The organism is Burkholderia sp. Bp8994 (genome assembly GCF_003853805.1).
GTDB lineage: Bacteria > Pseudomonadota > Gammaproteobacteria > Burkholderiales > Burkholderiaceae > Burkholderia.
The window spans coordinates 69,273-93,706 of the sequence record NZ_QTQH01000005.1; the positions used below are offsets into that span (position 1 = coordinate 69,273).

Sequence of the window (24,434 nt, forward strand, 5' to 3'; positions counted from 1 at the left end):
TCATCACGGATATCTGCATCAGGCGGCTGCGGCGGCGCGCGCGGCGGTACGGCGGCCGAGCCACGCGTCGACCAGCTGCGCGAAATTGCCGGCCACTTCGTCGATCAGCGCCTGGTCGTCGATCCGGCCGGCGAGCCAGTGCAGCGACGCGTCGGCCCACAGCGTGCGGCCGACCATGAAGCCCTTGACGATCGGGTTGGTCGCCGAGCGGAAGCTGTCGACCAGATATTGCAACGGCTGGTTCAGCCCGAGGATCACCGCGCCGCGGCAGTGCGGGTCGCGTTCGGCCACCAGCGTCTCGAGCCGCGCCCAGCCGTCGGCGCTCATCGGCGCGAGCTTCCACCACTCCGGCATCACGCCGAGGTTGTAGAAGCGCGCGACCGTGCGCAGCACCGCGTCGTCCTCGGTGCCGGGCGGCGTGACCGCGCGCGGCGGAATGATTTCCAGCAGCAGCTCGTTGCCGCTCGCGCGCGTGGCTTCCCACAGCTCCAGCACGCGCTGCTCCTGCGCGACGCGCAGGTCGACGTCGTCGTCGGGGTGGTAGTGGACGAGGCACTTCACGACCTGTTCGGTCGGCCAGTGCGTGAGCGACGAGCCGACCGAGCGCGTGTCGTCGAAGCACAGCGGCCGCGAGCCGGGCAGCTCGACCGGGCGGCCGACCCACCAGCCGCGGCCGGTGGCCGACGCGAGCGCGTCGCGGCCATATGCGCCGCCGTCGATCAGCACGCCGACGTGGCCTTCGATCCGGCGATCGCGCTCGACCTGTTCGGCCGCGCGCACGAGCAGGCGCTTGAGCGTCTTGATCCGTGCTTCGTCCGCGCCGGCCTGCACCGCGAGCTCGTAGAACTGGCTGCGATGGTCGAACGCCATCACGCACAGGTCGTCCCATGCGCGGCGCGGCACCGTCACGCGATGCAGGTGCGCGAGCGCGCGATCGGCGTCCACCTGCGGATTGCGGCTGCCGCCGAACCAGTGCGCGAGCTCGGCCGGCGTCGGCATCGCGGCCGAGCACGCGTGGCGCGACACGACGATCGCGCCGCACGCGTTCGCGATGCGCGTCGCTTGCGCCCAGCCGTGCCCGCGCAGCAGCCCGGACAGCAGGCCCGACAGGAATGCGTCGCCCGCGCCCAGCACGTTCAGGACTTCGACGCGTTCGCCGTGGAAGGTCGGCGCATCGTCGATGTGCGCGGGGATGTCGCCCTCGATCACGCAGCAGCCGAGCGCGCCGCGCTTGACCACCAGCACCGCGCCGCTCGCGCGGCGCACGGCCTGCAGCGACGCGATCAGGTCGTGAGGCACGCCGCCCGCGATCAGGAATTCCTCCTCGGTGCCGACCAGCAGGTCGAACTCGCCGAGCACCTGCTGCAGTTGCCGCGTGACCTGCGCGTCGGGCACGTAGCGGTTCTCGCCCGCGCCGCGCGCGGTCAGCCCCCACAGCACCGGCCGGTAGTCGATGTCGAGGATCCGCACGACGCCGTGGCGGCGCGCGTAGCCGAGCGCGGTCAGCGACGCCTCGCGGGTGCCCGGCGTCGAAAGATGGGTGCCGGTGATCGCGAGCGCGCGGCAGCCGGCGATGAAATCCTCGCGGATCTCGTCGGCGCGCACGGCCATGTCCGCGCAGTTCTCGCGCACGAACAGCAGCGGGAACGTGTCGCGATCCTTCAGCCCGAGCAGCACGAGCGCGGTCAGGCGTTCCGGATCGGTCTGCAGCTGGCTCGTGTCGCAGCCTTCGCGCTCGAGCGTCTCGCGCACGAAGCGGCCCATCTGCTCGTCGCCGACGCGCGAGATCATCGCGGTCTTCAGCCCGAGCCGGGCGACGCCGAACGCGACGTTGCCCGACGAGCCGCCGAGATACATCTGGAAGCTGCGCGCATCCTCCAGGCGGCTGCCGTACTGTTGCGCGTAAAGGTCCACGGCGACGCGGCCGAGGCAGGCGAGATCGATGGGGCGGTCAGTCGGAAAGTTCAACGGGCTCATATCACGTATCACGCTCGCGGCCGGCGTTCGACCCTGCCGGCGGATTGAGGGACCGATCCTGCGACGGTGGTCCGTCACGTGCGCGGCACGACACGGGAACGCCTGCCGCAAGGAATCGGGCTACGGAACGGAGTCTAGACTTTTTGGAAATCCAGTTCCCTAGGTGAAATCACGTAGAAATAAATTTCCAAATTTTCGAAGAAGTGATCTACAGTTTCATCCGGATGCTTCAGTCCGAATCGGATCCGATCGGACTCGGCCCGGCGGCGCGCAACGCGCCGTTTTTCCGCCCCCGGAGATGAGGAGACAGAGTGATCATGAAGACCAAGCTGATGGCCGCCGCGGCCGCCGCAATCCTGGCCATGCCGCTCGCGCATGCCGAGAAGATCGGCGTGACGATGGCATCGTTCGACGACACGTTCCTGACGATCCTGCGCAACAGCATCGGCGATGCGGCGAAGAAGGACGGCGCGACCGTGCAGATCGAGGACGGCGGCAACGACGTCGGCAAGCAGTTGAGCCAGGTCCAGAACATGATCGCGCAGAAGGTCGACGCGATCATCGTGAATGCGGTCGACACCGACGCGACGCCGAAGATCACCAAGATGGTGACCGCCGCGAAGATTCCGCTCGTCTACGTGAACCGCAAGCCGGTCGATTTCGACAAGCTGCCGGCCGGCGTCGCCGTGGTCGCCTCCGACGAGAAACAGTCGGGCACGCTGCAGGCGCGCCAGGTGTGCAAGCTGCTCGGCGGCAAGGGCGACATCCTGGTGCTGATGGGCGAGCTGTCCAACGAGTCGGCGCGCGCGCGCACCAAGGACATCGAGGACGTGATCGCGACCAAGGACTGTGCCGGCATGAAGATCGTCGACAAGCGCGAAGGCAAGTGGAGCCGCACGCAGGGCCAGGACATCACGATGAACTGGCTGAGCTCCGGGACGAAGTTCGACGCGATCGTGTCGAACAACGACGAAATGGCGATCGGCGCGATCAACGCGCTGAAGGCCGCGCGCAAGCTGACGCCGAAGACGGTCGTCGCGGGCATCGACGCGACGCCGGACGGGCTCGCGGCGATGAAGAGCGGCGAGCTGAAGGTGTCGGTGTACCAGAACGCGGCCGGGCAGGGCGCGCAGGCCGTCGCGGCCGCGCTCAAGCTGGCGAAGAAGCAGCCCGTCGAGCGCTTCGTGAACGTGCCGTTCGAACTCGTCACGCCGGAGAACATGAACCAGTACGCGAAGCACTGACCGGTTTTTCCGCTGAACTGCGCGGGCCCGGCGTGTCCGGGTTCGCGTGTGACTTTCGAGGAACGTCCATGTTTACAGCCAGGATGGCGCGCTCGATGGCGAGCGAAAGCGCGCCGGCCGCCTCGTCCGCCGCACCGGGTTCGTCCGGTGTGCCCGCCGCCGACTGCGTGCTCGAGGTGCGCGGCGTCGGCAAGTCGTTTCCCGGCGTCGTCGCGCTCGACGGCGTGCAGTTCCGCGTGCGGCGCGGCACCGTGCATGCGCTGATGGGCGAGAACGGCGCCGGCAAGTCGACGCTGATGAAGATCATCGCCGGCGTCTACACGCCCGACCAGGGCGAGATCCTGATCAACGGCGAGCCCGTCGTGCTGAACGGCCCGCTCGACGCGCTCGATCGCGGGATCGCGATGATCCACCAGGAACTCAACCTGATGCCGTACATGACGGTCGCGGAGAACATCTGGATCCGCCGCGAACCGAAGAACCGCTTCGGCCTGATCGATCACGCCGAGCTGCGCCGCCGCACCGCCGCGCTGTTCGAGCGGCTGTCGATCGACATCGACCCGGAAGCCGACGTGCGCACGCTGACGGTCGCGAGCCGCCAGATGGTCGAGATCGCGAAGGCCGTGTCGTTCGACTCCGACGTGCTGATCATGGACGAGCCGACTTCCGCGCTGACCGACAAGGAGGTCACGCACCTGTTCCGCATCATTCGCCAGCTGCGCGAGCAGGGCAAGGGCATCGTCTACATCACGCACAAGATGAACGAGCTGTTCGAGATCGCCGACGAGTTCTCGGTGTTCCGCGACGGCAAGTACATCGGCACGCACGCGTCGAGCGACGTCACGCGCGACGACATCATCCGGATGATGGTCGGCCGCGAGATCACGCAGATGTTCCCGAAGGAGGAGGTGCCGATCGGCGACGTCGTGCTGGCCGTGAAGAACCTCGGCGTCGACGGGGTGTTCCGCGACGTCAGCTTCGAGCTGCGCGCGGGCGAGATCCTCGGCGTCGCGGGCCTCGTCGGCTCGGGGCGCTCGAACGTCGCGGAGGCGCTGTTCGGCGTCGTGCCGGCCACCTCCGGCGAGATCCTGATCGACGGCAAGCCGGTGCGCATCGCCACGCCCGCGCAGGCGATGAAGCACGGGATGGCGTTCCTCACCGAGGACCGCAAGGACACCGGCTGCTTCCTGAATCTCGACCTGCTCGCGAACATGGAAGCGGCGGTGCTCAGCAACCGCTACGTGAAGTTCAATTTCGTGCGGCAGGCGCAGTTGAAACGCGACTGCGAGGAAATGAGCCGGATGCTGCGCGTGAAGACGCCCGGGCTGCACGAGGAAATCCAGAACCTGTCGGGCGGCAACCAGCAGAAGGTGCTGATCGGCAGATGGTTGCTCACGCAACCGCGCATCCTGATCCTCGACGAGCCGACCCGCGGGATCGACGTCGGCGCGAAGGCCGAGATCCACCGGCTCGTCAGCGCGCTCGCCGGCAAGGGCGTCGCGGTGCTGATGATCTCGTCGGAGATGCCGGAGGTGCTCGGCATGAGCGATCGCGTGATGGTGATGCACGAAGGCCGGATGACCGGCATCGTCGAACGCAAGGACGCCGACCAGGTCCGCATCATGGACCTGGCCTCGCGCTGAGCCGCAACAAGCATGGAGACAACTGAAATGGGCAACCTGAATCCGGTCGCGGACGCGCAGTCCATGACGATCAAGACGCGGCACGCGAAGTGGCCGCCCGAACTGAGCATCTTCCTGGTGCTGGTGGGCATCAGCCTGTTCTTCGAGGTGATCGGCTGGCTCGTCGTCGGGCAGAGCTTCCTGTTCAACGCGGAGCGGCTCGAGATCATCGTGCTGCAGATGGCCGTGATCGGCATCATCGCGGTCGGCGTGAACCTCGTGATCATCACGAGCGGGATCGACCTGTCGTCGGGGTCGGTCGTCGCGGCGGCGGCGGTCGTGTCGGCCAGCCTCGCGCAGGTGTCCGATTTTCCGCGCGCGGTGTTCCCGCACCTGACCGACCTGCCGATCATCTGGCCGGTGCTGGCCGGCGTGTGCGTCGGGCTGCTGGTCGGCCTGCTGAACGGCTCGCTGATCGCGCTGACGGGCATCCCGCCGTTCATCGCGACGCTCGGCACGATGGTGGCCGCGCGCGGCTTCGCGAAGTGGTTCACCAACGGGATGCCGGTATCGATGCTGACCGACCAGTTCGCGGCGATCGGCGCGGGCGCGAATCCGGTGATCATCTTCGTCGTGGTGGCCGCGATCTTCCACGTCGTGCTGCGCTACACGCGCTTCGGCAAGTACACGTATGCGATCGGCGCGAATCGCCACGCGGCCGTCGTGTCGGGCATCAACGTGACACGCCATCTGGTGTTCGTCTACGCGATTGCGGGCCTGCTGAGCGGGATCGCCGGCACCGTGACGGCCGCGCGCGCGATCTCCGGCCAGTCGGGCATGGGCGTGATGTACGAGCTCGACGCGATCGCGGCCGTCGTGATCGGCGGCACGTCGCTGTCGGGCGGCCTCGGGCGCGTGACGGGCACCGTGATCGGCGTGCTGATCCTCGGCGTGATGACGTCGGGCTTCACGTTCATCCGGATCGACGCGTACTACCAGGAGATGGTCAAGGGCGCGATCATCGTCGCGGCCGTGATCGCCGACCAGTATCGCAACAAGAAGTCGCGCCGCTGACCGGCCGAGATCGAACACACAACCGATCGGGAAGAAAATGAAGATCGCTTTGGATCCCTACATGATTCGCCACCTTCCGCTCGACCGGCTGCCGCACGCGGTGGCCGAGCTCGGCTACGACCAGATCGAGCTGTCGCCGCGCAGCGACTTTCTCGACTGGTGGGTGATGCCGCGCGCGACGCGCGAGCGCATGGCCGCGTTCCGGCAAGCGTTGCGCGCAAGCGGCGTGGGCCTTGCGTCGCTGCAGCCGATGTACCGCTGGGCCAGCCCGTTCGATGACGAGCGGCAGTGGGCGGTGCGCTGCTGGAAGAAGGCGATCGAGGTCGCGATCGAGATGGAATGCCCGCTGATGGTGTCCGAATTCGGGCGCGGCGCGTCGCCGGAGCGCTCGGTCGGCGAACGACCGGGCGCGAACCCGAAGGAGCTGTGCGAAGCCGCGTGGTTCCGTTCGATGGACGAGCTGCTGCCGATCCTCGAGCGCGAACGCATCGTGCTGTCGGTCGAGCCGCATCCGGAAGACTGGATCGAGCAGCTGCAGCCGGCGATCGACATCGTCACGAACATCGGCTCGCCGTCGCTGAAGCTGTCGTACATCGCGCCGCACACGTTCTATTACGGCGACGACATGGCCGCGATGATCGCGACCGCCGCGCCGATCCTCGCGCACGTGCGCGTGGCCGACACGTTCGATCACCGCAAGAGCAGCCAGCTGCGCTACATCGTGAACCCGCCGGGCTCGAACCAGATCCGCGTGCACCAGCATCTCGACATCGGGCAGGGCGAGATCGACTGGGACGTGTTTTTCCGCGCACTCGGCAGCGCCGGCTTCGACGGCGTGATGTCGTCGTGCGTGTTCGCGTGGGAGGACCGCGCGGAAGCGTCGTCGCGCTACATGCGCGACACGATCCAGCGCTACGTCGAACGCCATTTCGAACGGGCGGCCGCGCGCTGACCCGTTTTGGAACCATTGCCGACCGGCGCGGCACGGGCCGCGCCGTCGTTGAACCAGAGACTGGAGATATCCGGATGACCTTGCAAATCGGCGTGATCGGCTGCGGCGCGATCGGCCAGGACCATATCCGCAGGCTCACGCGCACGCTGTCCGGCGCGCGCGTGGTTGCCGTCAACGACATCGATCCGCAGCAGGCGCGCGACGCGGTGACGAAGTACGGGCTCGACGCGGAAATCTACGGCGACGGCCACGAAGTGGTCGCGGCAGCCGACGTAGAGGCCGTGCTCGTCACGTCGTGGGGGCCGACGCACGAGGCGTTCGTGCTCGACGCGATCGCGCACGGCAAGCCGGTGTTCTGCGAGAAGCCTTTGGCCGTCACGGCCGACGGCTGCATGCGGATCGTCGAAGCCGAGGTCGCGCACGGCCGCCGGCTCGTGCAGGTCGGCTTCATGCGTCCGTACGACGAAGGCTATCGCGCGCTCAAGCGCGTGATCGACGGCGGCGAGATCGGCGCGCCGCTGATGCTGCATTGCGCGCACCGCAACCAGTCGGTCGGCGAGCGCTATACGACCGACATGGCGATCACCGACACGCTGATCCACGAGCTCGACGTGCTGCGCTGGCTGCTCGGCGAGGACTATGCGAGCGCGCAGGTCGTCTATCCGAAGAAGACGCGCCATGCGTCCGCGCATCTCGCCGATCCGCAGATCGTGCTGCTCGAAACCGCGAGCGGCGTGCGCATCGACGTCGAGATCTTCGTGAATTGCCAATACGGCTACGACATCCAGTGCGAGGTGGTCGGCGAGAACGGCATCGCGAAGCTGCCCGATCCGCCCGCGGTCGGGCTCAAGCACGCGGCGCGGCAGTCGGTCGAGATCATGACCGACTGGAAGGAGCGCTTCATCGCGTCGTACGACGTCGAGCTGCAGGCGTTCATCGACGGCGTGCGGCAGGGTGCGCTGACCGGGCCGTCCGCGTGGGACGGCTATGCGGCGGCGGTCGCGGCCGACGCGTGCGTGCGCGCGCAGCAGAGCGGGGCGGTCGAGCCGATCGCGATGGCCGAACGCCCGGCGTTCTATCGCGGCTGAACCGGCTGAACACGCCGACACCGGGCCGCGTGTCCACGCGGCCATGCTCGCGGCCGCGCGCCGCTTTCCTGCTGGACTGACCGACATGACGATGAAGATTGGCTGCGCGCCCTGCTGCTGGGGCGTCGACGACGTGAAGAACCCGCACCTGCCGCCGTGGCGGCAGGTGCTCGCCGAGGCCGCGCAGGCCGGCTATTCGGGCATCGAGCTCGGGCCGTACGGCTACATCCCGCTCGAGCTCGACGTGGTGAGCGCCGAGCTCGAGCGGCAGCGTTTGAGCATCACCGCCGGCACGATCTTCGACGACCTGGTGTCGCCGGAGAATCTCCCGAACCTGCTGCGCCAGACGCGCGAGATCTGCGCGCTGATCACGCGCTTGCCGAAGCTGCCGACGCAGCCGGGCCAGCGCCATGCGGCGCCGTATCTGGTCGTGATGGACTGGGGGCACGACGAACGCGACTACGCGGCCGGCCACGCCGATCGCGCGCCGCGCCTGTCCGCCGAACGCTGGGCGCGCATGGTCGACCACATTCGCGAAATCGCGACGATCGCGCGCGACGAATTCGGCGTGCGCGCGGTGATCCATCCGCATGCGGGCGGCTACATCGAGTTCGCGGACGAGATCGACCGGATCGTCGCCGACGTCGCGGCCGATACGGCGGGCCTCTGTCTCGACACCGGCCACCTTTACTACTCGGGGATGGATCCCGAGACATGGCTGCGCCGTCACGCGGCGCGGCTCGACTACGTGCATTTCAAGGATATCGACGCGGCCGTGTACGACGCGGTGATGGGCGAACACATCGCCTTCTTCGCGGCGTGCGCGCGTGGCGTGATGTGCCCGATCGGCACCGGCGTGCTCGACTACCGCGCGATCCGTCGCGCGCTCGACGACATCGGCTATGCGGGATACATCACGATCGAACAGGAGCGCGATCCGCGCAATGCCGGCACGAGCCTGCGCGACGTCGCGGCGAGCCGCGAGTTTCTCGCATCGGCCGGGTTCGCGTAATCGGCCGTCGGCCCGACCCTCTGCACACACTTTGAACACCTGAACACGGACAGGAACACGACAATCATGATCGACGGACAGATTCTGCTCGGACATTCGATTCCCTGGGGCATGGTCGGCGGCGGGCTCGGCAGCCAGATCGGCTACAGCCACCGGTCGGCCGCATTGCGAGACGGCAGCTTCCAGCTCGTTGCCGGCGCATTCGACATCGATGCCGAACGCGGGCGGCAATTCGGCGTGAAGCTCGGTGTCGACGCCGGGCGCTGCTATCCCGACTACCGGACGATGTTCGACGCCGAGGCGAAGCGTGCCGACGGCATCCGCGCGGTGTCGATCGCGACGCCGAACAACACGCACTTCGAAATTTGTCGCGCGGCGCTGAACGCGGGGCTGCACGTCGTCTGCGAAAAGCCGCTGTGCTTCACGACCGAGGAGGCCGAGGCGCTGCAGCGGCTGTCGGTCGAGAAGAACCGCATCGTCGGCGTCGCGTACGGCTATTCCGGACACCAGATGATCGAGCAGGCGCGCGAAATGATCGCGCGCGGCGATCTCGGCGAGATCCGCATCGTGCAGATGCAGTTCGCGCACGGCTTTCACAGCGAGGGCGTCGAAGCCGCGAGCGCCGCCGCGCGCTGGCGCGTCGACCCGAAGTTCGCGGGGCCGAGCTACGTGCTCGGCGACATCGGCACGCATCCGCTGTACATCTCCGAAGTGATGGCGCCGGAACTGCGGATCAAACGGCTGATGTGCTCGCGGCAGAGCTTCGTGAAGAGTCGCGCGCCGCTCGAGGACAACGCGTTCACGATCATGGAATACGACACGGGCGCGATCGGCTACGTGTGGTCGAGCGCGGTGAACGCGGGCTCGATGCACGGGCAGAAGGTGCGCGTGATCGGCTCGAAGGCGAGCGTCGAATGGTGGGACGAACATCCGAACCAGTTGCGCTACGAGATACAGGGGCAGCCCGCGCAGGTGCTCGATCGCGGAATGGGCTATCTGCATCCGCACGCATTGCGCGAGGACCGCATCGGCGCCGGGCATCCGGAAGGGCTGTTCGAAGCGTGGTCGAATCTGTACGCGCGCTTCGCGCTCGCGATGGACGCGGCCGATCGCGGCGACGCGCAGGCGTTGAAGAGCATCCGCTTTCCGGATGTCCATGCGGGCGTCGAAGGCGTGCGGTGGGTCGAGAACTGCGTGCGGTCCGCCGATGCGGGCGGCGTATGGGTCGACTATCGGTGAGCCAGCGGCGGCCGATGCGCGGCGTCGGCCGGCGGCCCAGGGCGGCTGCCGGCGACCCTCGGCGTCACCGTTCGCATCGGCGTCGGTAGACGCCCTAATCTTTACGGCTCGGCGACGGCGTTGGAAAATCGTTTCCATTCCGGCCGTGGAGCGTGTGTAGGTGATGATCGAGCGCGTGGGAGCGAGCGTGCGGCGCGGGCCGTGCCGCAAACGTGATTAAATTCGCCCTTCATGCATGTCCATAGGTGAGTCCCGGGCGCACGCGCAGGCGGCGCGCGGATCGGGGCCGTCAACTTCGCGCTATCCGATGAGTTCATCCGAGAAACCACCCGCCACCGTCGAGGCGTTCCTGCAGCATCTGACGCAGGAGTACGACGGCCTCAGCAATCGCCTGAAGGTGATTGCGCGTCACGTGGAAACGCATCGGGACCAGCTGGGCCTGGAAGGCATCCAGTCGCTCGCGGAGGCGTGCGGCGTGCAGCCGTCGGCCGTCGTCCGGTTCGCGAAGCATTTCGGCTTTTCGGGCTTCTCCGAGATGCAGCGGCTGTTCCGCGAGGGGCTGGCCCAGCAGATCGCGCCGGGCCGCGCGTACAACCTGCGGCTGCGCGACGTGATCGAATCGGGCGAGTCGAGCCTGCAGCCCGAGCAGATCGCCGACGAATTCATCAAGGGCAGCATTGCCGGCATGCAGCAGCTGCGGCAGACGCTCGACCCGCACGCGCTCGCACGGGCCGTCGACCTGCTCGCCGACACGCAGGCGATCTGGATCGCCGGCTCGCGCCGCGCGTTTCCGATCGCCGTGTATCTCGACTATGCGCTGCAGCACACCGACAAGCGCATCGGCCTGTTCAGCGCGCTCGGCAGCATGCATCTCGGCCAGATCCGCTCGGTGCGCGAGGGCGACGTGATGATCGTGATCTCGTTCATGCCGTACGCGGAAGAGACGGTGCAGGTCGCGCAGCAGGCCGTGCAGCGCGGCGCGCGCCTGATCGCGATCACCGACAGCCGGATGAGCCCGCTCGCGCGCGAGGCCGAGGTGACGCTGATGGTGCAGGACAGCGAGACGTTCGGGTTCCGTGCGCTGACCGCGACGATGGGCCTCGCGCAGAGCCTGTTCGTCGCGCTCGCGTACCGGCTCGAGCTGTCGTACCTGCCGACCGCCGACGGCGTACACGGTACGCAGGCCGGCTGACGCCGGCCTTCGATTCGCCGGCCGCCCGCGCATTCCATCGCCGGGCGGCGCGTCGACCCCGCTTACTTCGCGGTCGGCATCGCGAATTCGGCGCCCTTGCCGATGCTCGACGCCCAGCGCTGCATCACCGACTTCTGGCGCGTGTAGAAGCGCACGCCTTCCTCGCCGTACGCGTGCATGTCGCCGAACAGGCTCTTCTTCCAGCCGCCGAAGCCGTGCCAGGCCATCGGCACCGGAATCGGCACGTTGATGCCGACCATGCCGACCTGGATGCGCCGCGCGAATTCGCGCGCGATGCCGCCGTCGCTCGTGAAGCATGCGACGCCGTTGCCGAATTCGTGTGCGTTGATCAGGTCGACCGCTTCCCCGAAGTCCTTCACGCGCACGCAGCCGAGCACCGGCCCGAAGATCTCTTCCTTGTAGATGCGCATGTCGGGGCTCACGTGATCGAACAGCGTGCCGCCGGTGAAGAAGCCTTCCTCGCGGCCCGGCACGCGCAGCCCGCGGCCGTCGACCACCAGTTGCGCGCCTTCGCTGACGCCTTGCTCGATATAACCTTCGATGCGCTTGAGCGCGTCGCCGGTGACGATCGGGCCCATCTCGACTTCCGGCGACATCCCGTCGCCGATCACCAGCTTGCGCGCGCGCTCGGCGACCAACGGCACGATCTTGTCGGCCACGTCGCCGACCAGCACCGCGATGCTGATCGCCATGCAGCGTTCGCCGGCCGAGCCGTACGCGGCGCCGATCAGCGCGTCGACCGCCTGCTCGATGTTCGCGTCCGGCATCACGACGAGATGGTTCTTCGCGCCGCCGAGCGCCTGCACGCGCTTGCCCGACTGCACCGCGCGCTGCTGCACGTAGGCCGCGATCGGCGTCGAGCCGACGAAGCTGACGGCCTGCACGTCCGGGTGGTCGAGGAGCGCATCGACCGCGCCCTTGTCGCCCTGCACGACGTTGAACACGCCGGCGGGCAGGCCTGCCTGCGTGAGCAGGTCCGCGATGAACAGCGCCGCCGACGGGTCGCGTTCGCTCGGCTTCAGCACGAACGTGTTGCCCGTCGCGAGCGCGACCGGGAACATCCAGCACGGCACCATGCACGGGAAGTTGAACGGCGTGATACCCGCGACGACGCCGAGCGGCTGGCGCATCGTCCAGTTGTCGATGCCGGTGCTGACCTGGTCGGTGAAGTCGCCCTTCAGCAGTTGCGGCACGCCGCATGCGAATTCGATGATGTCGATGCCGCGCGCGACTTCGCCCTGCGCATCCGAGAACACCTTGCCGTGCTCGGCCGTGATGATGGCGGCCAGCGTGTCGCGGTGTTCGTTCATCAACTGCAGGAAGCGGTGCAGCACGCGGGCGCGGCGGATCGGCGGCGTGTCGGCCCAGGCCGGGAACGCCGCACGGGCGGACGCGACGGCGCGCTGCACTTCGTCGTCGCCGGCGAGCGCGACGCGGCGCACCGCGCGGCCGAGCGCCGGATTGAAGACGTCCTGGAAGCGGCCGCTGCGGCCGGCGACGGGTGCGCCGTCGATGTAGTGGCCGACGTCGGCGTCGGACGTATAGGCGGGAACCGTGGTCATGCGTGTCTCCTGGGGATGGGAATGGGGATGGACGGAACCTAGTCTAGGCAAAGCGGCGGGCCGGGAGAAGGCCGCGCAGCTTGATTCACTGTTCAGAATTCTGAATAATCGACGGATGAATCAGCAAAATGTCCAGGCGCTCTGGCCGCATATCCACTCGCTGACGGTCCTCGCCGCGGCCGGCAGTTTCACGGCTGCCGCGCAGCGGCTCGGCATCAGCAAGGCCGCGATGAGCCAGCGCATCGCCGATCTCGAGAAGGCGGCCGGCGTGCCGCTCGTGCGGCGCACGACGCGCAGCGTGCGGCTCACCGACGCCGGGCAGACGCTGGTCGACAGCACGCGCGACGCGTTCGAATCGATCGGCCAGCACTTCGCGCGCGTGAAGGAGCTCGCCGGCGAGCCGCGCGGGCTGCTGCGCGTGACGGCGCCGGTCGCGCTCGGGCGCCAGCAGGTCGTGCCGCACCTGCCCGATTTCCTGCGGCAGCACCCGGGCGTGCACATCGAACTCGACCTGTCCGACCGGCTGCATTCGCTGACGCAGGAGGGCTTCGACCTCGCGATCCGCCATACGACGACCGCGCCGCAAACCCACGTCGCGTGGAAGCTGTGCGACACGCGTTCGCTGCTGGTCGCGAGCCGCGACTACCTCGACGCGCGCGGTGCGCCGCGCCACCCGAGCGAACTCGTCGACCACAGCTGCCTGTGCTACCTGCGCGACAACGAACCGGCCGCCTGGAGCTTCGAGCCGGACGGCCGGCGGCGCCAGCGCGTGAGCGTGCCGGTGCGCGGCAGCTTCGCGGCCAACAACAGCGAGGCGATGCGCGAGGCCGCGCTCGGCGGGCTCGGCATCGCGCTGCTGCCGGATTTCAGCGCGCAGCGCGATCTCGACGCCGGCCGGCTCGTCGCGCTGCTGGACGGCTGGCGGCCGTCGGGCGCGTTCGGCGACCACATCTTCGCGCTGCGGCCGTACAGCCCGGTCGTGCCGAGCGCGGTGCGCGCGCTCGTGCGGCACCTGCGCGAGCGGCTCGCGGGCGGGTTCTCGGGCGCCTGACGGGCGCTCGGCGGGCGCTTGGCATGACGAGCGCGTGCCGAGCGCGGGCGCGCCGCGTCGCGCGGCCGGGCCCGGGCCGCGCGGGCAGGGGCGGCCGCGCTGCGGTAAAATCGCCGCTTCCTCCCGCGCCCGTGTGGCGCGTCATTCGAAGGTCGACAGCCGATGCAGATTCACAAGGAAGTGGACGCGCGCGGGCTCAATTGCCCGTTGCCGATCCTGCGCGCCAAGAAAGCGCTCGCCGATATGGAGAGCGGGCAGATCCTCAAGGTGCTCGCGACCGATCCGGGTTCGCAGCGCGATTTCGCCGCGTTCGCGAAGCAGACGGGCAACGAGATCGTCGAAGTGACGACGCAGGACAAGACCTTCGTGTTCCTGATGCGCCGCCGCTGACGGCCCGCATCTCGCGCCCCTTGCGGCGCCCGCTCGCGCACCGCCCGCTGCGGTCCGCCGCGCCAACGGCGCGACACGAGCGCCAGCACAGACCCTCGCCCAGGCGCCTGTTCCATGGGAAAGCGCTTGTCTGACGCCTCTGACAATTCTTAAACCTCGCCGCACGACCGGCTGCGTATACTGACCCGGCCGGTCGTCCGTCTCGGATGGATGCACCGGCCACGGTACGTCATACGAGGCGGGCACGGGGGCCATGCCTGACGCTGCCGTCGTACAAACGGGGAGAGGACATGTCCTTCAGACCAGGGACCATTCGAAGTCCGTCCGCAGCGGAATGCATCGCGCCCGCACGTGCGGCGGGGTTGAGCCGGATCGAGCTCGACCCGCAACGGGATCGCCACGCGCGTGCCGCGCTCGAGGCGTATGCCGATTCGGCGGCGGCCGAGATGCCGTGGCTGGCCGAATCGCTCGACGAACGGCTGCGCGGCGCCGCGCAGGACGACGGCGCGGGCTTCACGTATTGCGGCGCGACGATCGGGCGCGTGTTCGATCTCGCGCAGGCGTGGGCGGCGAGCCAGCCCGACTATGCGGCGCCGGCGTGGGAGCGCGTGCGCAGCCAGCTGGAGCGGATGCTGGGGCAGCCCACGCTGGGGCAGCCCATGCTGGGGCAGCCGGAGGCGCCGCCAGTTGCGCGACGGGAAGGATTATTCGAATAAAGGACCGTAGTCCGCGCAATTTCTTGGCGAATTTCATACTACTATGATGAAATCGCCGGTTCGTCCGTGCCCTGTTTTTGAGATGGGTTGCCGGGGCGCCGTATCGCGCAGGTTGCGCGCTCGGCAAACGACGGCTCGCCGGCCGGTGTCGGACGCCGCGCGCATGCTGTGCGGCGGGATGAGTGCGGGGAGCTGAACTGGACGAATCGATTTCGATTTGCGGGGTGCTATGAGAATTGCTGTACTGGATGATGATCCGGCCCAGACGGATTTCGTCAGTCAAACGCTGACGGCCGCCGGCCACACGTGCTATGCGTTCAAGGAAGGCAAGGCCCTGAAGAAGCGTCTGCAGCGCGAGACGTTCGATCTGCTCGTGCTCGACTGGAACGTGCCAGACATGTCCGGCGAGGAAGTGCTCAAGTGGGTGCGTGCGAACCAGACCGAGCACAGCCTGCCGATCATCTTCATGACGAGCCGCGACGACGAGGCGGGGATCACGCAGATCCTCAACGCCGGCGCGGACGATTACGTGGTCAAGCCCGTGTCGGGTCCGATCCTGCGCGCGCGCATCGGCTCGCTGCTGCGCCGCGCGTATCCGGTCAACGCGGAGGCGACCGTTCGCGAGTTCGACCAGTTCCGCTTCGACGTGAACCTGAAGCAGGCCTATGTCGGCGACAAGGCCGTGAGCCTCACGCAGAAGGAATTCGAGCTCGCGCTGCTGCTGTTCCAGCACCTCGACCGGCCGCTGTCGCGCGCGCACATTCTCGATCTCGTGTGGAAGCAGGCGACCGACATCCCGTCGCGCACGATGGACACGCACATCTCGATGCTGCGCACGAAGCTCGGCCTGCGGCCGGAAAACGGCTATCGCCTCGCGCCGATCTACGGCTACGGCTACCGGCTCGAGCGGGTCGGCCAGGGAGAGCCGGAGTGACCCGGCGCATCACGCAGCGCACGGCGAGCCTGCGCACGGCGGCACTGCATGCGGCGTACGCGGTCGCGTTTGCGTTCGCGGCGCAGCAGGCCGTCGCGCAGCCGAGCGCTGCCGCGGGCAAGATGGTCGTCTACCGCACGCATGCCGGCGACACGCTGTACGACGTCGCCGCGCGCTACCTGCAGGGCCCGGACGACTGGCAGTTGCTGCAACGGATCAACGGCGTGCCTGCGCCGAAACACCTGCAGCCCGACATCGCGCTGAAGCTGCCGGTCGCACGGCTGCGCAAGGAAAAGCTGACCGCGCGCGTCGTCGCGGTGCAGGGCACGGCCGAGCGCGCGTCCGGCGGCGCGTACGCGCCGCTCGTGAACGATGCGACGCTGACCGAGGGCGACCGCGTGCGCACGGGCGCGAACGGTTTCCTGACGCTCGAACTGGCCGACGGCACGCACATGAGCCTGCCGCCCGACAGCCAGCTCGACCTGAAGACCTTGCGCCGCACCGTGCTGACCGGCACGCTCGATCGCGAGTTCGAGCTCACGCGCGGTTCGGTCGACAGCGAGGTCACGCATCTGAAGAAGGGCGACGACCGCTTCCAGATCCGCTCGCCGTCGGTCGTGGCCGGTGTACGCGGCACGCGGTTCCGCGTGAACTACGACGCCGCCGGCAACGCGGCGACGCGTGTCGAGGTGCTCGACGGCACCGTCGGCGTCGCGGGCAAGCAGCAGCCGGCCGACCCGACGCTCGTGCATGCGAACTTCGGCAGCGTCACGACGTCGTCCGGCGCGGTCGGCGCACCCGTGCAGCTGCTGCCGGCGCCCACGCTCACGCATCCGGACAAGGTGCAGGACGAGCCCGACCTCACGTTCGACGTCGCGCCGCTCGAGCATGCGCATGCCTATCACCTGCAACTCGCGCGCGACGCGGGCATGCTCGAACTGTTCAGCGAAACGCGCACGGTCTCGTCGCGCGCGGTGTTCCGCGAGGTGCCGAACGGCACGTACTTCGTCCGGATTTCCGCGATCGACGACAACGGCCTCGAAGGCATGCCGCACATTTACGCGTTCGAGCGGCGCCTGATGGGGCTCGATGCGAGCGCGTCGCCCGGCCCGGATGGCTACGAGTTCCGCTGGGCGCCGAACGACGCGGCCAAGGACGCGCGTTATCGGTTCGTGCTGTCGCGCTCGAAGGACCTGCGCGCGCCGGTCGTCGACCAGATGGGCCTGCACGCGCGCCGGATCACGGTCGCCCACCTGCCGCCCGGCGACTACTACTGGGCGGTGACGGTCGAGGAGTTCGAGGGCGGCAAGTTCTATCAGAAGACGAGTCCGGTCAGCGCGTTCACGTTGTCGCGCTGACCGGCGGCGCATGAAAACCGACTCCGTTTCCCCGCGGCGGCGCCTCGGCCGCCGCTTCCTGATCGAGTGGATCGCGATCGGCTGCCTCGGGATCGCGGTGATTCTCGCGTGCGCGCTCGGCCGGTTGTCGTCGAGCGTCGACGGGCTGATCTACGACCGGCTGCTGATGCTGCGCAGCCTGCCGCTGTCGCCCGACGTCGTCGTCGTCGACATCGACAACCAGAGCGTGTCCGCACTCGGCCGCTGGCCGTGGCCGCGCAGCGTGCACGCGCGGCTGCTCGACACGCTGGCGCGTGCGCAGCCGGCCGCGGTCGTCTACGACGTGCTGTTTACCGAGCAGTCGCCGGAGGATCGCGCGTTCGCCGACGCCATGGCCCGTGTGCCGACCTTCCTGCCCGTCTTGCTGAGCCCCGAACAGGCGGACGGCACGCGCACCGTCGATCCGCCGGTGGCGGAGTTGTCGGCGCGCACGATGGGGCTCGGCCACATCAATCTCGAAGTCGATCCCGACGGCATCGTGCGTAGCGTCGCGCTGTTCGAAAGCGACGGCCGCGTGCGCTGGCCGCAGCTGATGGTGCCCGTCTACCGTGCGATCCAGGCCGGCCGGCTGCATCCGGTCGGCGGCACGCCCGGCGCGCAAGCGCACGACCTGTCGCGCGACGCGACCGGCGACGGCCGCTACCTGATTCCGTTCAGCCGCAACACGCCCGCGTATCCGACGCTGTCGTTCGACGACGTGCTCGAAGGGCGCGTGAAACCCGACGCGCTGCGCGGCAAGATCGTCGTCGTCGGCGTGACGGCGTCGGGCCTCTACGACCGCTTCGCGACGCCGGTGTCGGGCGACTTCGGTCCGCTCGCCGGCGTGTACATCCATGCGAACGTGCTCGACATGCTGACGACCGGCAGCGCGATCCTGCCTGCGTCGCGTGCCGGACTCTTCGCCGCATCGCTGCTGCCGCTCGCCGTGCTGCTGGGCGGCTTCCTGATGCTGTCGCCATGGCGTGCGCTGCTGCTGACGCTGAGCCTGGCCGCGCTGGCCGTCGTCGCGAGCCTGGCGCTGCTGTTCGAGGCGCGCATGTGGCTGTCGCCCGCGCCGGCCATCTTCGGGCTGGTCGCCGTCTACCCGATCTGGAACTGGCGGCGCCTGGAAATGACGATGTCGTACCTGCGCCGCGAGCTGCAGCGGCTCGCCGACGAGCCGCACCTGCTGCCCGAGGCGCCGCGCACGCGCAGCGTCGGCGGCGACGTGCTCGAACGGCAGATGGCGCTGATGGCGCAGGCCGCGCAGCGCGTGCAGGACATGAAGCGTTTCGTGTGGGACAGCCTCGACAGCATGCCGGAGCCGATCTTCGTCACCGACCTGGCCGGCACCGTGCTGATCGCGAACCATGCGGCGAAGCGCTACGGTTCGCGGCTCGCGCTGCCGGTGCCGGAAGGGCGGCCGCTGCGCGCCGCGCTCGGCGAGCTGACCTTCATGAAGACCGTCGACGGCAACGCCGAACACGACGTCACGATCCGCGCACACTGGCCGGCCGCGCTCGATCCGACGCTCGGGGCTGAAGACGAAGCGATGGCGCGCGGCATCGAGGTGCGCGATCGCGACGGGCTCGACCATCTGTTACGCTACGCCCCGTGTACGAACGCGCAGGGCCGCGTGACGGGCTGGATCGCCGGTCTCGTCGACGTGACCGAGCTGCACGCGGCCGAGCGGCAGCGCGAGGAGGCGCTGCACCTGCTGTCGCACGACATGCGCTCGCCGCAGTCGTCGATCCTCGCGCTCGTCGAGATCGAGCGCGATCGCGTCGAAACCGACGCGATGCGCGGGCTGCTCGCGCGGATCGAGCGCTATGCGCACCGTGCGCTGTCGCTCGCCGACGAGTTCGTGCAGCTGGCGCGCGCGGAGTCGCAGGCTTACCAGCTCGAACCGACGAGCCTGGTCGACGTGCTGATCGACGCGAGCGACGAAGTCTGGCCGCAGGCGCAGGCAAAGCGCATCCGCATCGAGACCGACGTCGGGACCGACATGTGCTGGACGCGCGCCGACCGCTCACTGATCACGCGCGCGTTCGTCAACCTGCTGAACAACGCAGTCAAATACAGTCCGTCCGACACGGTGATCGCGTGTACGCTGACGGTCGAGCATGCATCGAAGCGGATCTTCTGTACGATTCGCGATCAGGGGTACGGCATCGCGCCGGAAGATCTGCAGCATCTGTTCGAGCGTTTCAAGCGGTTCCATGCCGGCGAGCGGCCCGAAATCTCGGGTTCCGGGCTCGGCATGGCATTCGTGAAGACGGTCGTCACGCGCCACGGCGGCAGCGTGACGGTCGACAGCGAAGTGGGTGTCGGCACCGCGGTGACGGTGTCGCTGCCCGCGATCGACGAGCCGTCCGCCTGACAGGGCCGGGCACGACGGCAGGCATTTGGGGGAAGTCATGAGAAAGGAATGGGCAGCGGCCGCGCTGGCGGCGTCGCTGTTGACGGGTTGCGCCGGCGTCACGACCGGCGTGAGCGCGCTCGGGCAGCCGAATGCGTTCGCATCCGGTGTGCACGGCTACGATTTCGTTCGCACGGCCGCTCAGGTCGACGATGCCGAATACCGGCAGATCGAGACGCTCGTGCGCGACGAGCTCGCGCATCGCGGCTTCGACGCGCAGCCTGGCCAGGCCGCGCGCTACCGGCTGTCGATCGCGTATGCGACGCAGCCGGCGTCGGTCGCGGCGACGGCCGACCGGTGCGGCGCGGCAAGCAGCGCGTGCGTGACCGTCGACGGACCGGCGCCGTTCGCACTGCCGTTCGCGGGCAAGGTGTACCGCCACGTGCTGACGCTGCGTTTCGTCGATGCGACGACGGGCGCCGACGTCTATCGCGTGTCGGCGTCGCTGCGCGATCGCGATGCGCTCACGCAGCAGGCCGCGCCGACGCTCGTGAAGAGCGCGCTCGCGAAGCTGCCGTTCGAGCAGGGCGACGGCTGGCTCGTGAAGACGAAAAAAGACGACGCGGGCGCAATGCCGGGCGTCGTCTCGGTGAAGCCGGCCGCTACGCGCTGACGCGCCGGCCGTGAGGCGAGGGCGGCCCGCCGGGGAGGCGAGGCCGGCCCGTGCCGCGTTCAGGCAGCCGGTTGCCCGTTGCCGCGCGCACGCAGGTATGCGTCGAACTCGGTGCCGACTTCCGGGTGGCGCAGCGCGAACTCGACCGTCGCCTTCAGGTAGCCGAGCTTGCTGCCGCAGTCATAGCGCGTGCCCTGGTACTTGTAGGCCAGCACCTGTTCGTCGGCGAGCAGCGCCTGGATCGCGTCGGTGAGCTGCAACTCGCCGCCCGCGCCCGGCTTCAGCGCACGCAGGTGTTCGAAGATCCGCGGCTTCAGGATGTAGCGGCCGACCACGCCGAGGTTCGACGGTGCGACTTCCGGCTCCGGTTTCTCGACGATCGCCGACATCTTGACGATCGACTCTTCCCACTCCTTGCCGTCGACGATGCCGTACGACTTCGTCTCCGACGGCGGGATCTCTTCCACGCCGATCACCGAGCTGTGATAGTGATCGAACACGTCGACCATCTGCTTCATCACGGGCGGGTTGCCGTCGAGCAGGTCGTCGGCGAGGATCACCGCGAACGGGTTGTCGGCGACGAGCTTCTCCGCGCACAGCACCGCATGGCCGAGGCCGAGCGCTTCCGGCTGGCGCACGTAGAAGCAGTCGACATGGCTCGGCTTGATGCTGCGCACGAGCTCGAGCAGCTTTTCCTTGCCGCGCGCCTCGAGTTCGGCCTCGACCTCGTACGACTTGTCGAAGTGATCCTCGATCGCGCGCTTGCTGCGCCCGGTCACGAAGATCATCTCGGTGATGCCCGCGGCGATCGCTTCCTCGACTGCGTACTGGATCAGCGGCTTGTCGACGACGGGCAGCATTTCCTTCGGGCTCGCCTTCGTTGCCGGGAGGAACCGCGTGCCGAGACCGGCAACGGGGAATACCGCCTTGGTGACTTTCAACATGATCGAACCTTTATTTCTGTAATCGACTTGTCAGACAGCCTATGTTCACGTTCCGATTATAGTGAACGCAAACGACCTTACCGTTTGTTACGCAGGCAACCGATCGAGCTGAGCGCGCAGTTTTTCCAGCGTGCTCTGGAATTCGGCGACGCGCTTCTGCTCCTGCTCGACCACGGCCGGCGGGGCTTTCGCGACGAACGCCTCGTTGCCGAGCTTCGCATTGCACTTCGCGATCTCGCCCGTCAGGCGCGCGATTTCCTTCGACAGGCGCTCGCGTTCGGCCGCGACGTCGATTTCCACCTTCAGCACCAGCTTGTTCGGGCCCACGATCGCGATCGGCGCGCCGTGCGCTTCCTTGTCGAGGGTCGCTTCGTCGGCCAGGATCTGCACTTCCGACAGGCGCGCGAGCGCCTGCACGTACGGGGCGAACGAGCGCAGGCGCTCGACATCGCCGGCCGCGAGCAGCGGCACCTTGGTCGCCGGCGACAGGTTCATCTCGCCGCGCAGGTTGCGGCACGCGTCGACGATCGCCTTCAGGTCGGCCGCCCATTGTTCGGACGCCTCGTCGATCTTCTGCAGGTTCGCGACCGGATACGCCTGCGTCATCAGCGACGCTTCGCCCTCGGCCTTGCCTTGCGGATAACGGCCGGCGAGCGGCGCGACCTTCTGCCAGAGCGCTTCGGTGATGAACGGGATGATCGGGTGCGCGAGGCGCAGCACCGTTTCCAGCACGCGCAGCAGCGTGCGGCGCGTCGCGCGCTGCTGTTCCGGCGTGCCGTTCTGGATCTGCACCTTCGCGAGTTCGAGGTACCAGTCGCAGTACTCGTCCCACACGAACTTGTAGATGCTGGTCGCGATGTTGTCGAAGCGGTAATCGGCGAAGCCCTTCGCGATGTCGGCCTCGGTGCGCTGCAGGAGCGACACGATCCAGCGGTCGGCCGCCGAGAAGTCGAGGTAGCCGCCGGGGCCGCAGTCGCCCGCGCCGCACACTTCCGGCTTGTCGGTGCCGCAGTCGTGGCCTTCGCAGTTCATCAGCACGAAGCGCGTCGCGTTCCACAGCTTGTTGCAGAAGTTGCGATAGCCTTCGCAGCGCGCGAGGTCGAAGTTCACGTTGCGGCCGAGCGTCGCCATCGACGCCATCGTGAAGCGCAGCGCGTCGGTGCCGAACGCGGCGATGCCGTCCGGGAATTCCTTGCGCGTCTTCTTCTCGATTGTCGCGGCCTGCTTCGGGTTCATCAGGCCGGTCGTGCGCTTCGCGACCAGCGTTTCGAGGTCGATGCCGTCGACGATGTCGATCGGGTCGAGCGTGTTGCCCTTGCTCTTCGACATCTTCTGGCCTTCCGCGTCGCGCACGAGGCCGTGCACGTAGACGGTGTGGAACGGCACCTTGCCGGTGAAGTGCGTCGTCATCATCACCATCCGGGCGACCCAGAAGAAGATGATGTCGAAGCCGGTGACGAGCACCGACGACGGCAGGAAGTGCTGGAGTTCAGGCGTTTCGTTCGGCCAGCCGAGCGACGAGAACGGCACGAGCGCCGACGAGAACCACGTGTCGAGCACGTCCTCGTCGCGCTTCAGCGCGCCGGTGTAGCCCTTCGCGGCGGCCTGCGCGCGCGCCTCTTGCTCGTCGCGCGCGACGAACACCTCGCCGTTCTCGCCGTACCAGGCGGGAATCTGGTGGCCCCACCAGAGCTGGCGCGAGATGCACCAGTCCTGGATGTTCTCGAGCCACTGGTAGTAGGTGGTCGTCCAGTTTTCCGGCACGAACTTGATCTGGCCGCTGCGCACGACGTCGAGCGACGTTTCGGTGATCGACTTGCCCGGGTTGAACGTGCCTTCCGGCGCCGGCTTCGTCATCGCGACGAACCACTGGTCGGTCAGCATCGGCTCGATCACGACGCCCGTGCGGTCGCCGCGCGGCACCATCAGCTTGTGCGGCTTCACGGAGTCGAGGAAGCCCTCCGCATCGAGGTCGGCGACGATCGCACGGCGCGCGTCGAAGCGGTCGAGGCCGCGATACTGCTCGGGGCCGTTGTCATTGATCTTCGCGTCGAGCGTCAGGATCTCGATCGGCGCGAGGTTGTGGCGCAGGCCGACCTGGTAGTCGTTGAAGTCGTGCGCGGGCGTGACCTTCACGACGCCCGTGCCGAACTCGCGGTCGACGTAGTCGTCGGCGATCACCGGGATCTCGCGGCCCGTCAGCGGCAGCGTGACGAGCTTGCCGATCAGGTGCGCGTAGCGCTCGTCTTCCGGGTGGACCATCAGCGCGACGTCGCCGAGCATCGTTTCCGGACGCGTGGTCGCGACGGTCAGCGAGCCCGAACCGTCGACGAGCGGGTAGCGGATGTGCCACAGGTGGCCGTTTTCCTCCTCGCTCGCGACTTCGAGATCCGACACCGCGGTGAGCAGCACCGGATCCCAGTTCACGAGGCGCTTGCCGCGGTAGATCAGGCCCTGTTCGTAGAGCGTGACGAACACGTCGCGCACGGCGGCCGACATCTTGTCGTCCATCGTGAAATATTCGCGCGACCAGTCGGTCGACGCGCCGAGGCGGCGCACCTGGCCCGTGATCGTCGAGCCGGACTGCTGCTTCCACTCCCACACGCGCTCGACGAACTTCTCGCGGCCGAGGTCATGGCGCGATACGCCCTGCGCGTCGAGCTGGCGCTCGACGACGATCTGGGTCGCGATCCCCGCGTGGTCGGTGCCGGGCACCCACAGCGTGTTCTCGCCGAGCATCCGGTGGTAGCGGGCGAGGCCGTCCATGATCGTCTGGTTGAACGCGTGGCCCATGTGCAGCGTGCCGGTGACGTTCGGCGGCGGCAGCTGGATCGCGAAATCGGGACGCGCCGGGTCGAATGCCGGGGCGGCATAGCCGCGTTTTTCCCACTCCGGCCCCCATTGGGACTCGATGGTGTGGGGCTCGAAACTCTTCGCAAGCGTGCTGTCGCTCATGGTTGGAAATCTGCCGAAAAATGCGTGAATTGGATGCCGAATCTGACAATTAT

At 68.1% G+C, this 24,434-nt stretch carries 19 protein-coding genes; 15 read left to right on the forward strand and 4 right to left on the reverse strand.

From position 1 onward, the window contains the following. Positions 1 to 18: 18 nt before the first annotated feature. Complete coding sequence (iolC, locus tag DIE04_RS06510) at positions 19 to 1,977, reverse strand: bifunctional 5-dehydro-2-deoxygluconokinase/5-dehydro-2-deoxyphosphogluconate aldolase (RefSeq protein WP_124523021.1); 1,959 nt, start codon at positions 1,975 to 1,977, stop codon at positions 19 to 21. Positions 1,978 to 2,294: 317 nt separating this feature from the next. On the opposite strand from iolC, the gene DIE04_RS06515 reads away from it, so the two are divergent. The 8 genes from DIE04_RS06515 (at position 2,295) to DIE04_RS06550 (ending at position 11,400) form a co-directional block, all read left to right on the forward strand. After that, entirely contained in the window at positions 2,295 to 3,221 is a 927-nt protein-coding gene (locus tag DIE04_RS06515) for a sugar ABC transporter substrate-binding protein (RefSeq protein ID WP_044846095.1), read from the forward strand. Positions 3,222 to 3,289: 68 nt separating this feature from the next. Then, positions 3,290 to 4,864, forward strand: a complete 1,575-nt coding sequence (locus DIE04_RS06520; protein ID WP_044846094.1) for a sugar ABC transporter ATP-binding protein — start codon at positions 3,290 to 3,292, stop codon at positions 4,862 to 4,864. A gap of 27 nt (positions 4,865 to 4,891) precedes the next feature. Then, positions 4,892 to 5,917, forward strand: a complete 1,026-nt coding sequence (locus DIE04_RS06525; RefSeq protein ID WP_014722872.1) for an ABC transporter permease — start codon at positions 4,892 to 4,894, stop codon at positions 5,915 to 5,917. A gap of 37 nt (positions 5,918 to 5,954) precedes the next feature. Beyond that, on the forward strand, positions 5,955 to 6,869 hold the full coding sequence (locus tag DIE04_RS06530) for a sugar phosphate isomerase/epimerase family protein (RefSeq protein WP_124523023.1): 915 nt from the start codon (positions 5,955 to 5,957) through the stop codon (positions 6,867 to 6,869). 74 nt (positions 6,870 to 6,943) lie between these two features. Beyond that, a complete protein-coding gene (locus DIE04_RS06535) occupies positions 6,944 to 7,957 on the forward strand; it encodes a Gfo/Idh/MocA family protein (RefSeq protein ID WP_124523025.1) in 1,014 nt (337 codons plus the stop codon). An 85-nt stretch (positions 7,958 to 8,042) separates the two neighbouring features. Then, complete coding sequence (locus DIE04_RS06540; protein ID WP_124488954.1) at positions 8,043 to 8,969, forward strand: TIM barrel protein; 927 nt, start codon at positions 8,043 to 8,045, stop codon at positions 8,967 to 8,969. 66 nt (positions 8,970 to 9,035) lie between these two features. Further along, positions 9,036 to 10,208 (forward strand): Gfo/Idh/MocA family protein, encoded by a 1,173-nt coding sequence (locus DIE04_RS06545; protein WP_124488955.1) that lies wholly within the window; start codon positions 9,036 to 9,038, stop codon positions 10,206 to 10,208. Between the two features lie 307 nt (positions 10,209 to 10,515). Beyond that, a complete protein-coding gene (locus tag DIE04_RS06550) occupies positions 10,516 to 11,400 on the forward strand; it encodes a MurR/RpiR family transcriptional regulator (RefSeq protein WP_124488956.1) in 885 nt (294 codons plus the stop codon). 62 nt (positions 11,401 to 11,462) lie between these two features. On the opposite strand, the gene DIE04_RS06555 is transcribed toward DIE04_RS06550, so the two are convergent. Then, positions 11,463 to 12,983: a CoA-acylating methylmalonate-semialdehyde dehydrogenase gene (locus DIE04_RS06555; protein WP_124523030.1), complete on the reverse strand. Its 1,521-nt coding sequence runs from the start codon at positions 12,981 to 12,983 to the stop codon at positions 11,463 to 11,465. Positions 12,984 to 13,098: 115 nt separating this feature from the next. Here DIE04_RS06555 and DIE04_RS06560 point away from each other — a divergent pair, with 115 nt between their 5' ends. The 7 genes from DIE04_RS06560 to DIE04_RS06590 all read left to right on the forward strand — a co-directional run bounded on the left by DIE04_RS06560 (position 13,099) and on the right by DIE04_RS06590 (position 20,482). After that, a complete protein-coding gene (locus tag DIE04_RS06560) occupies positions 13,099 to 14,034 on the forward strand; it encodes a LysR family transcriptional regulator (protein WP_124523032.1) in 936 nt (311 codons plus the stop codon). Positions 14,035 to 14,196: 162 nt separating this feature from the next. After that, a complete protein-coding gene (locus DIE04_RS06565) occupies positions 14,197 to 14,424 on the forward strand; it encodes a sulfurtransferase TusA family protein (protein WP_006753156.1) in 228 nt (75 codons plus the stop codon). A 290-nt stretch (positions 14,425 to 14,714) separates the two neighbouring features. Then, positions 14,715 to 15,140 carry a peptidase gene (locus tag DIE04_RS06570; RefSeq protein ID WP_124523034.1) on the forward strand — a complete coding sequence of 142 codons (426 nt, stop codon included), beginning with the start codon at positions 14,715 to 14,717 and terminating at the stop codon, positions 15,138 to 15,140. 229 nt (positions 15,141 to 15,369) lie between these two features. Further along, the gene (locus DIE04_RS06575) at positions 15,370 to 16,074 is read left to right on the forward strand and encodes a response regulator transcription factor (RefSeq protein WP_006402120.1); all 705 of its coding nucleotides are present in this window, start codon (positions 15,370 to 15,372) and stop codon (positions 16,072 to 16,074) included. After that, a complete protein-coding gene (locus tag DIE04_RS06580; RefSeq protein ID WP_124523036.1) occupies positions 16,071 to 17,432 on the forward strand; it encodes a FecR domain-containing protein in 1,362 nt (453 codons plus the stop codon). Before DIE04_RS06575 ends, DIE04_RS06580 begins: the two co-directional genes overlap by 4 nt. Positions 17,433 to 17,442: 10 nt before the next feature. Further along, a complete protein-coding gene (locus tag DIE04_RS06585) occupies positions 17,443 to 19,830 on the forward strand; it encodes a CHASE2 domain-containing protein (RefSeq protein ID WP_124523038.1) in 2,388 nt (795 codons plus the stop codon). Between the two features lie 37 nt (positions 19,831 to 19,867). Then, entirely contained in the window at positions 19,868 to 20,482 is a 615-nt protein-coding gene (locus DIE04_RS06590; RefSeq protein WP_124572942.1) for a DUF4136 domain-containing protein, read from the forward strand. A gap of 59 nt (positions 20,483 to 20,541) precedes the next feature. Here DIE04_RS06590 and galU read toward each other — a convergent pair whose 3' ends face one another. Then, complete coding sequence (galU, locus tag DIE04_RS06595; protein ID WP_124523042.1) at positions 20,542 to 21,426, reverse strand: UTP--glucose-1-phosphate uridylyltransferase GalU; 885 nt, start codon at positions 21,424 to 21,426, stop codon at positions 20,542 to 20,544. An 87-nt stretch (positions 21,427 to 21,513) separates the two neighbouring features. After that, entirely contained in the window at positions 21,514 to 24,381 is a 2,868-nt protein-coding gene (locus DIE04_RS06600) for a valine--tRNA ligase (RefSeq protein ID WP_124523044.1), read from the reverse strand. Between the last annotated feature and the right edge of the window lie 53 nt (positions 24,382 to 24,434).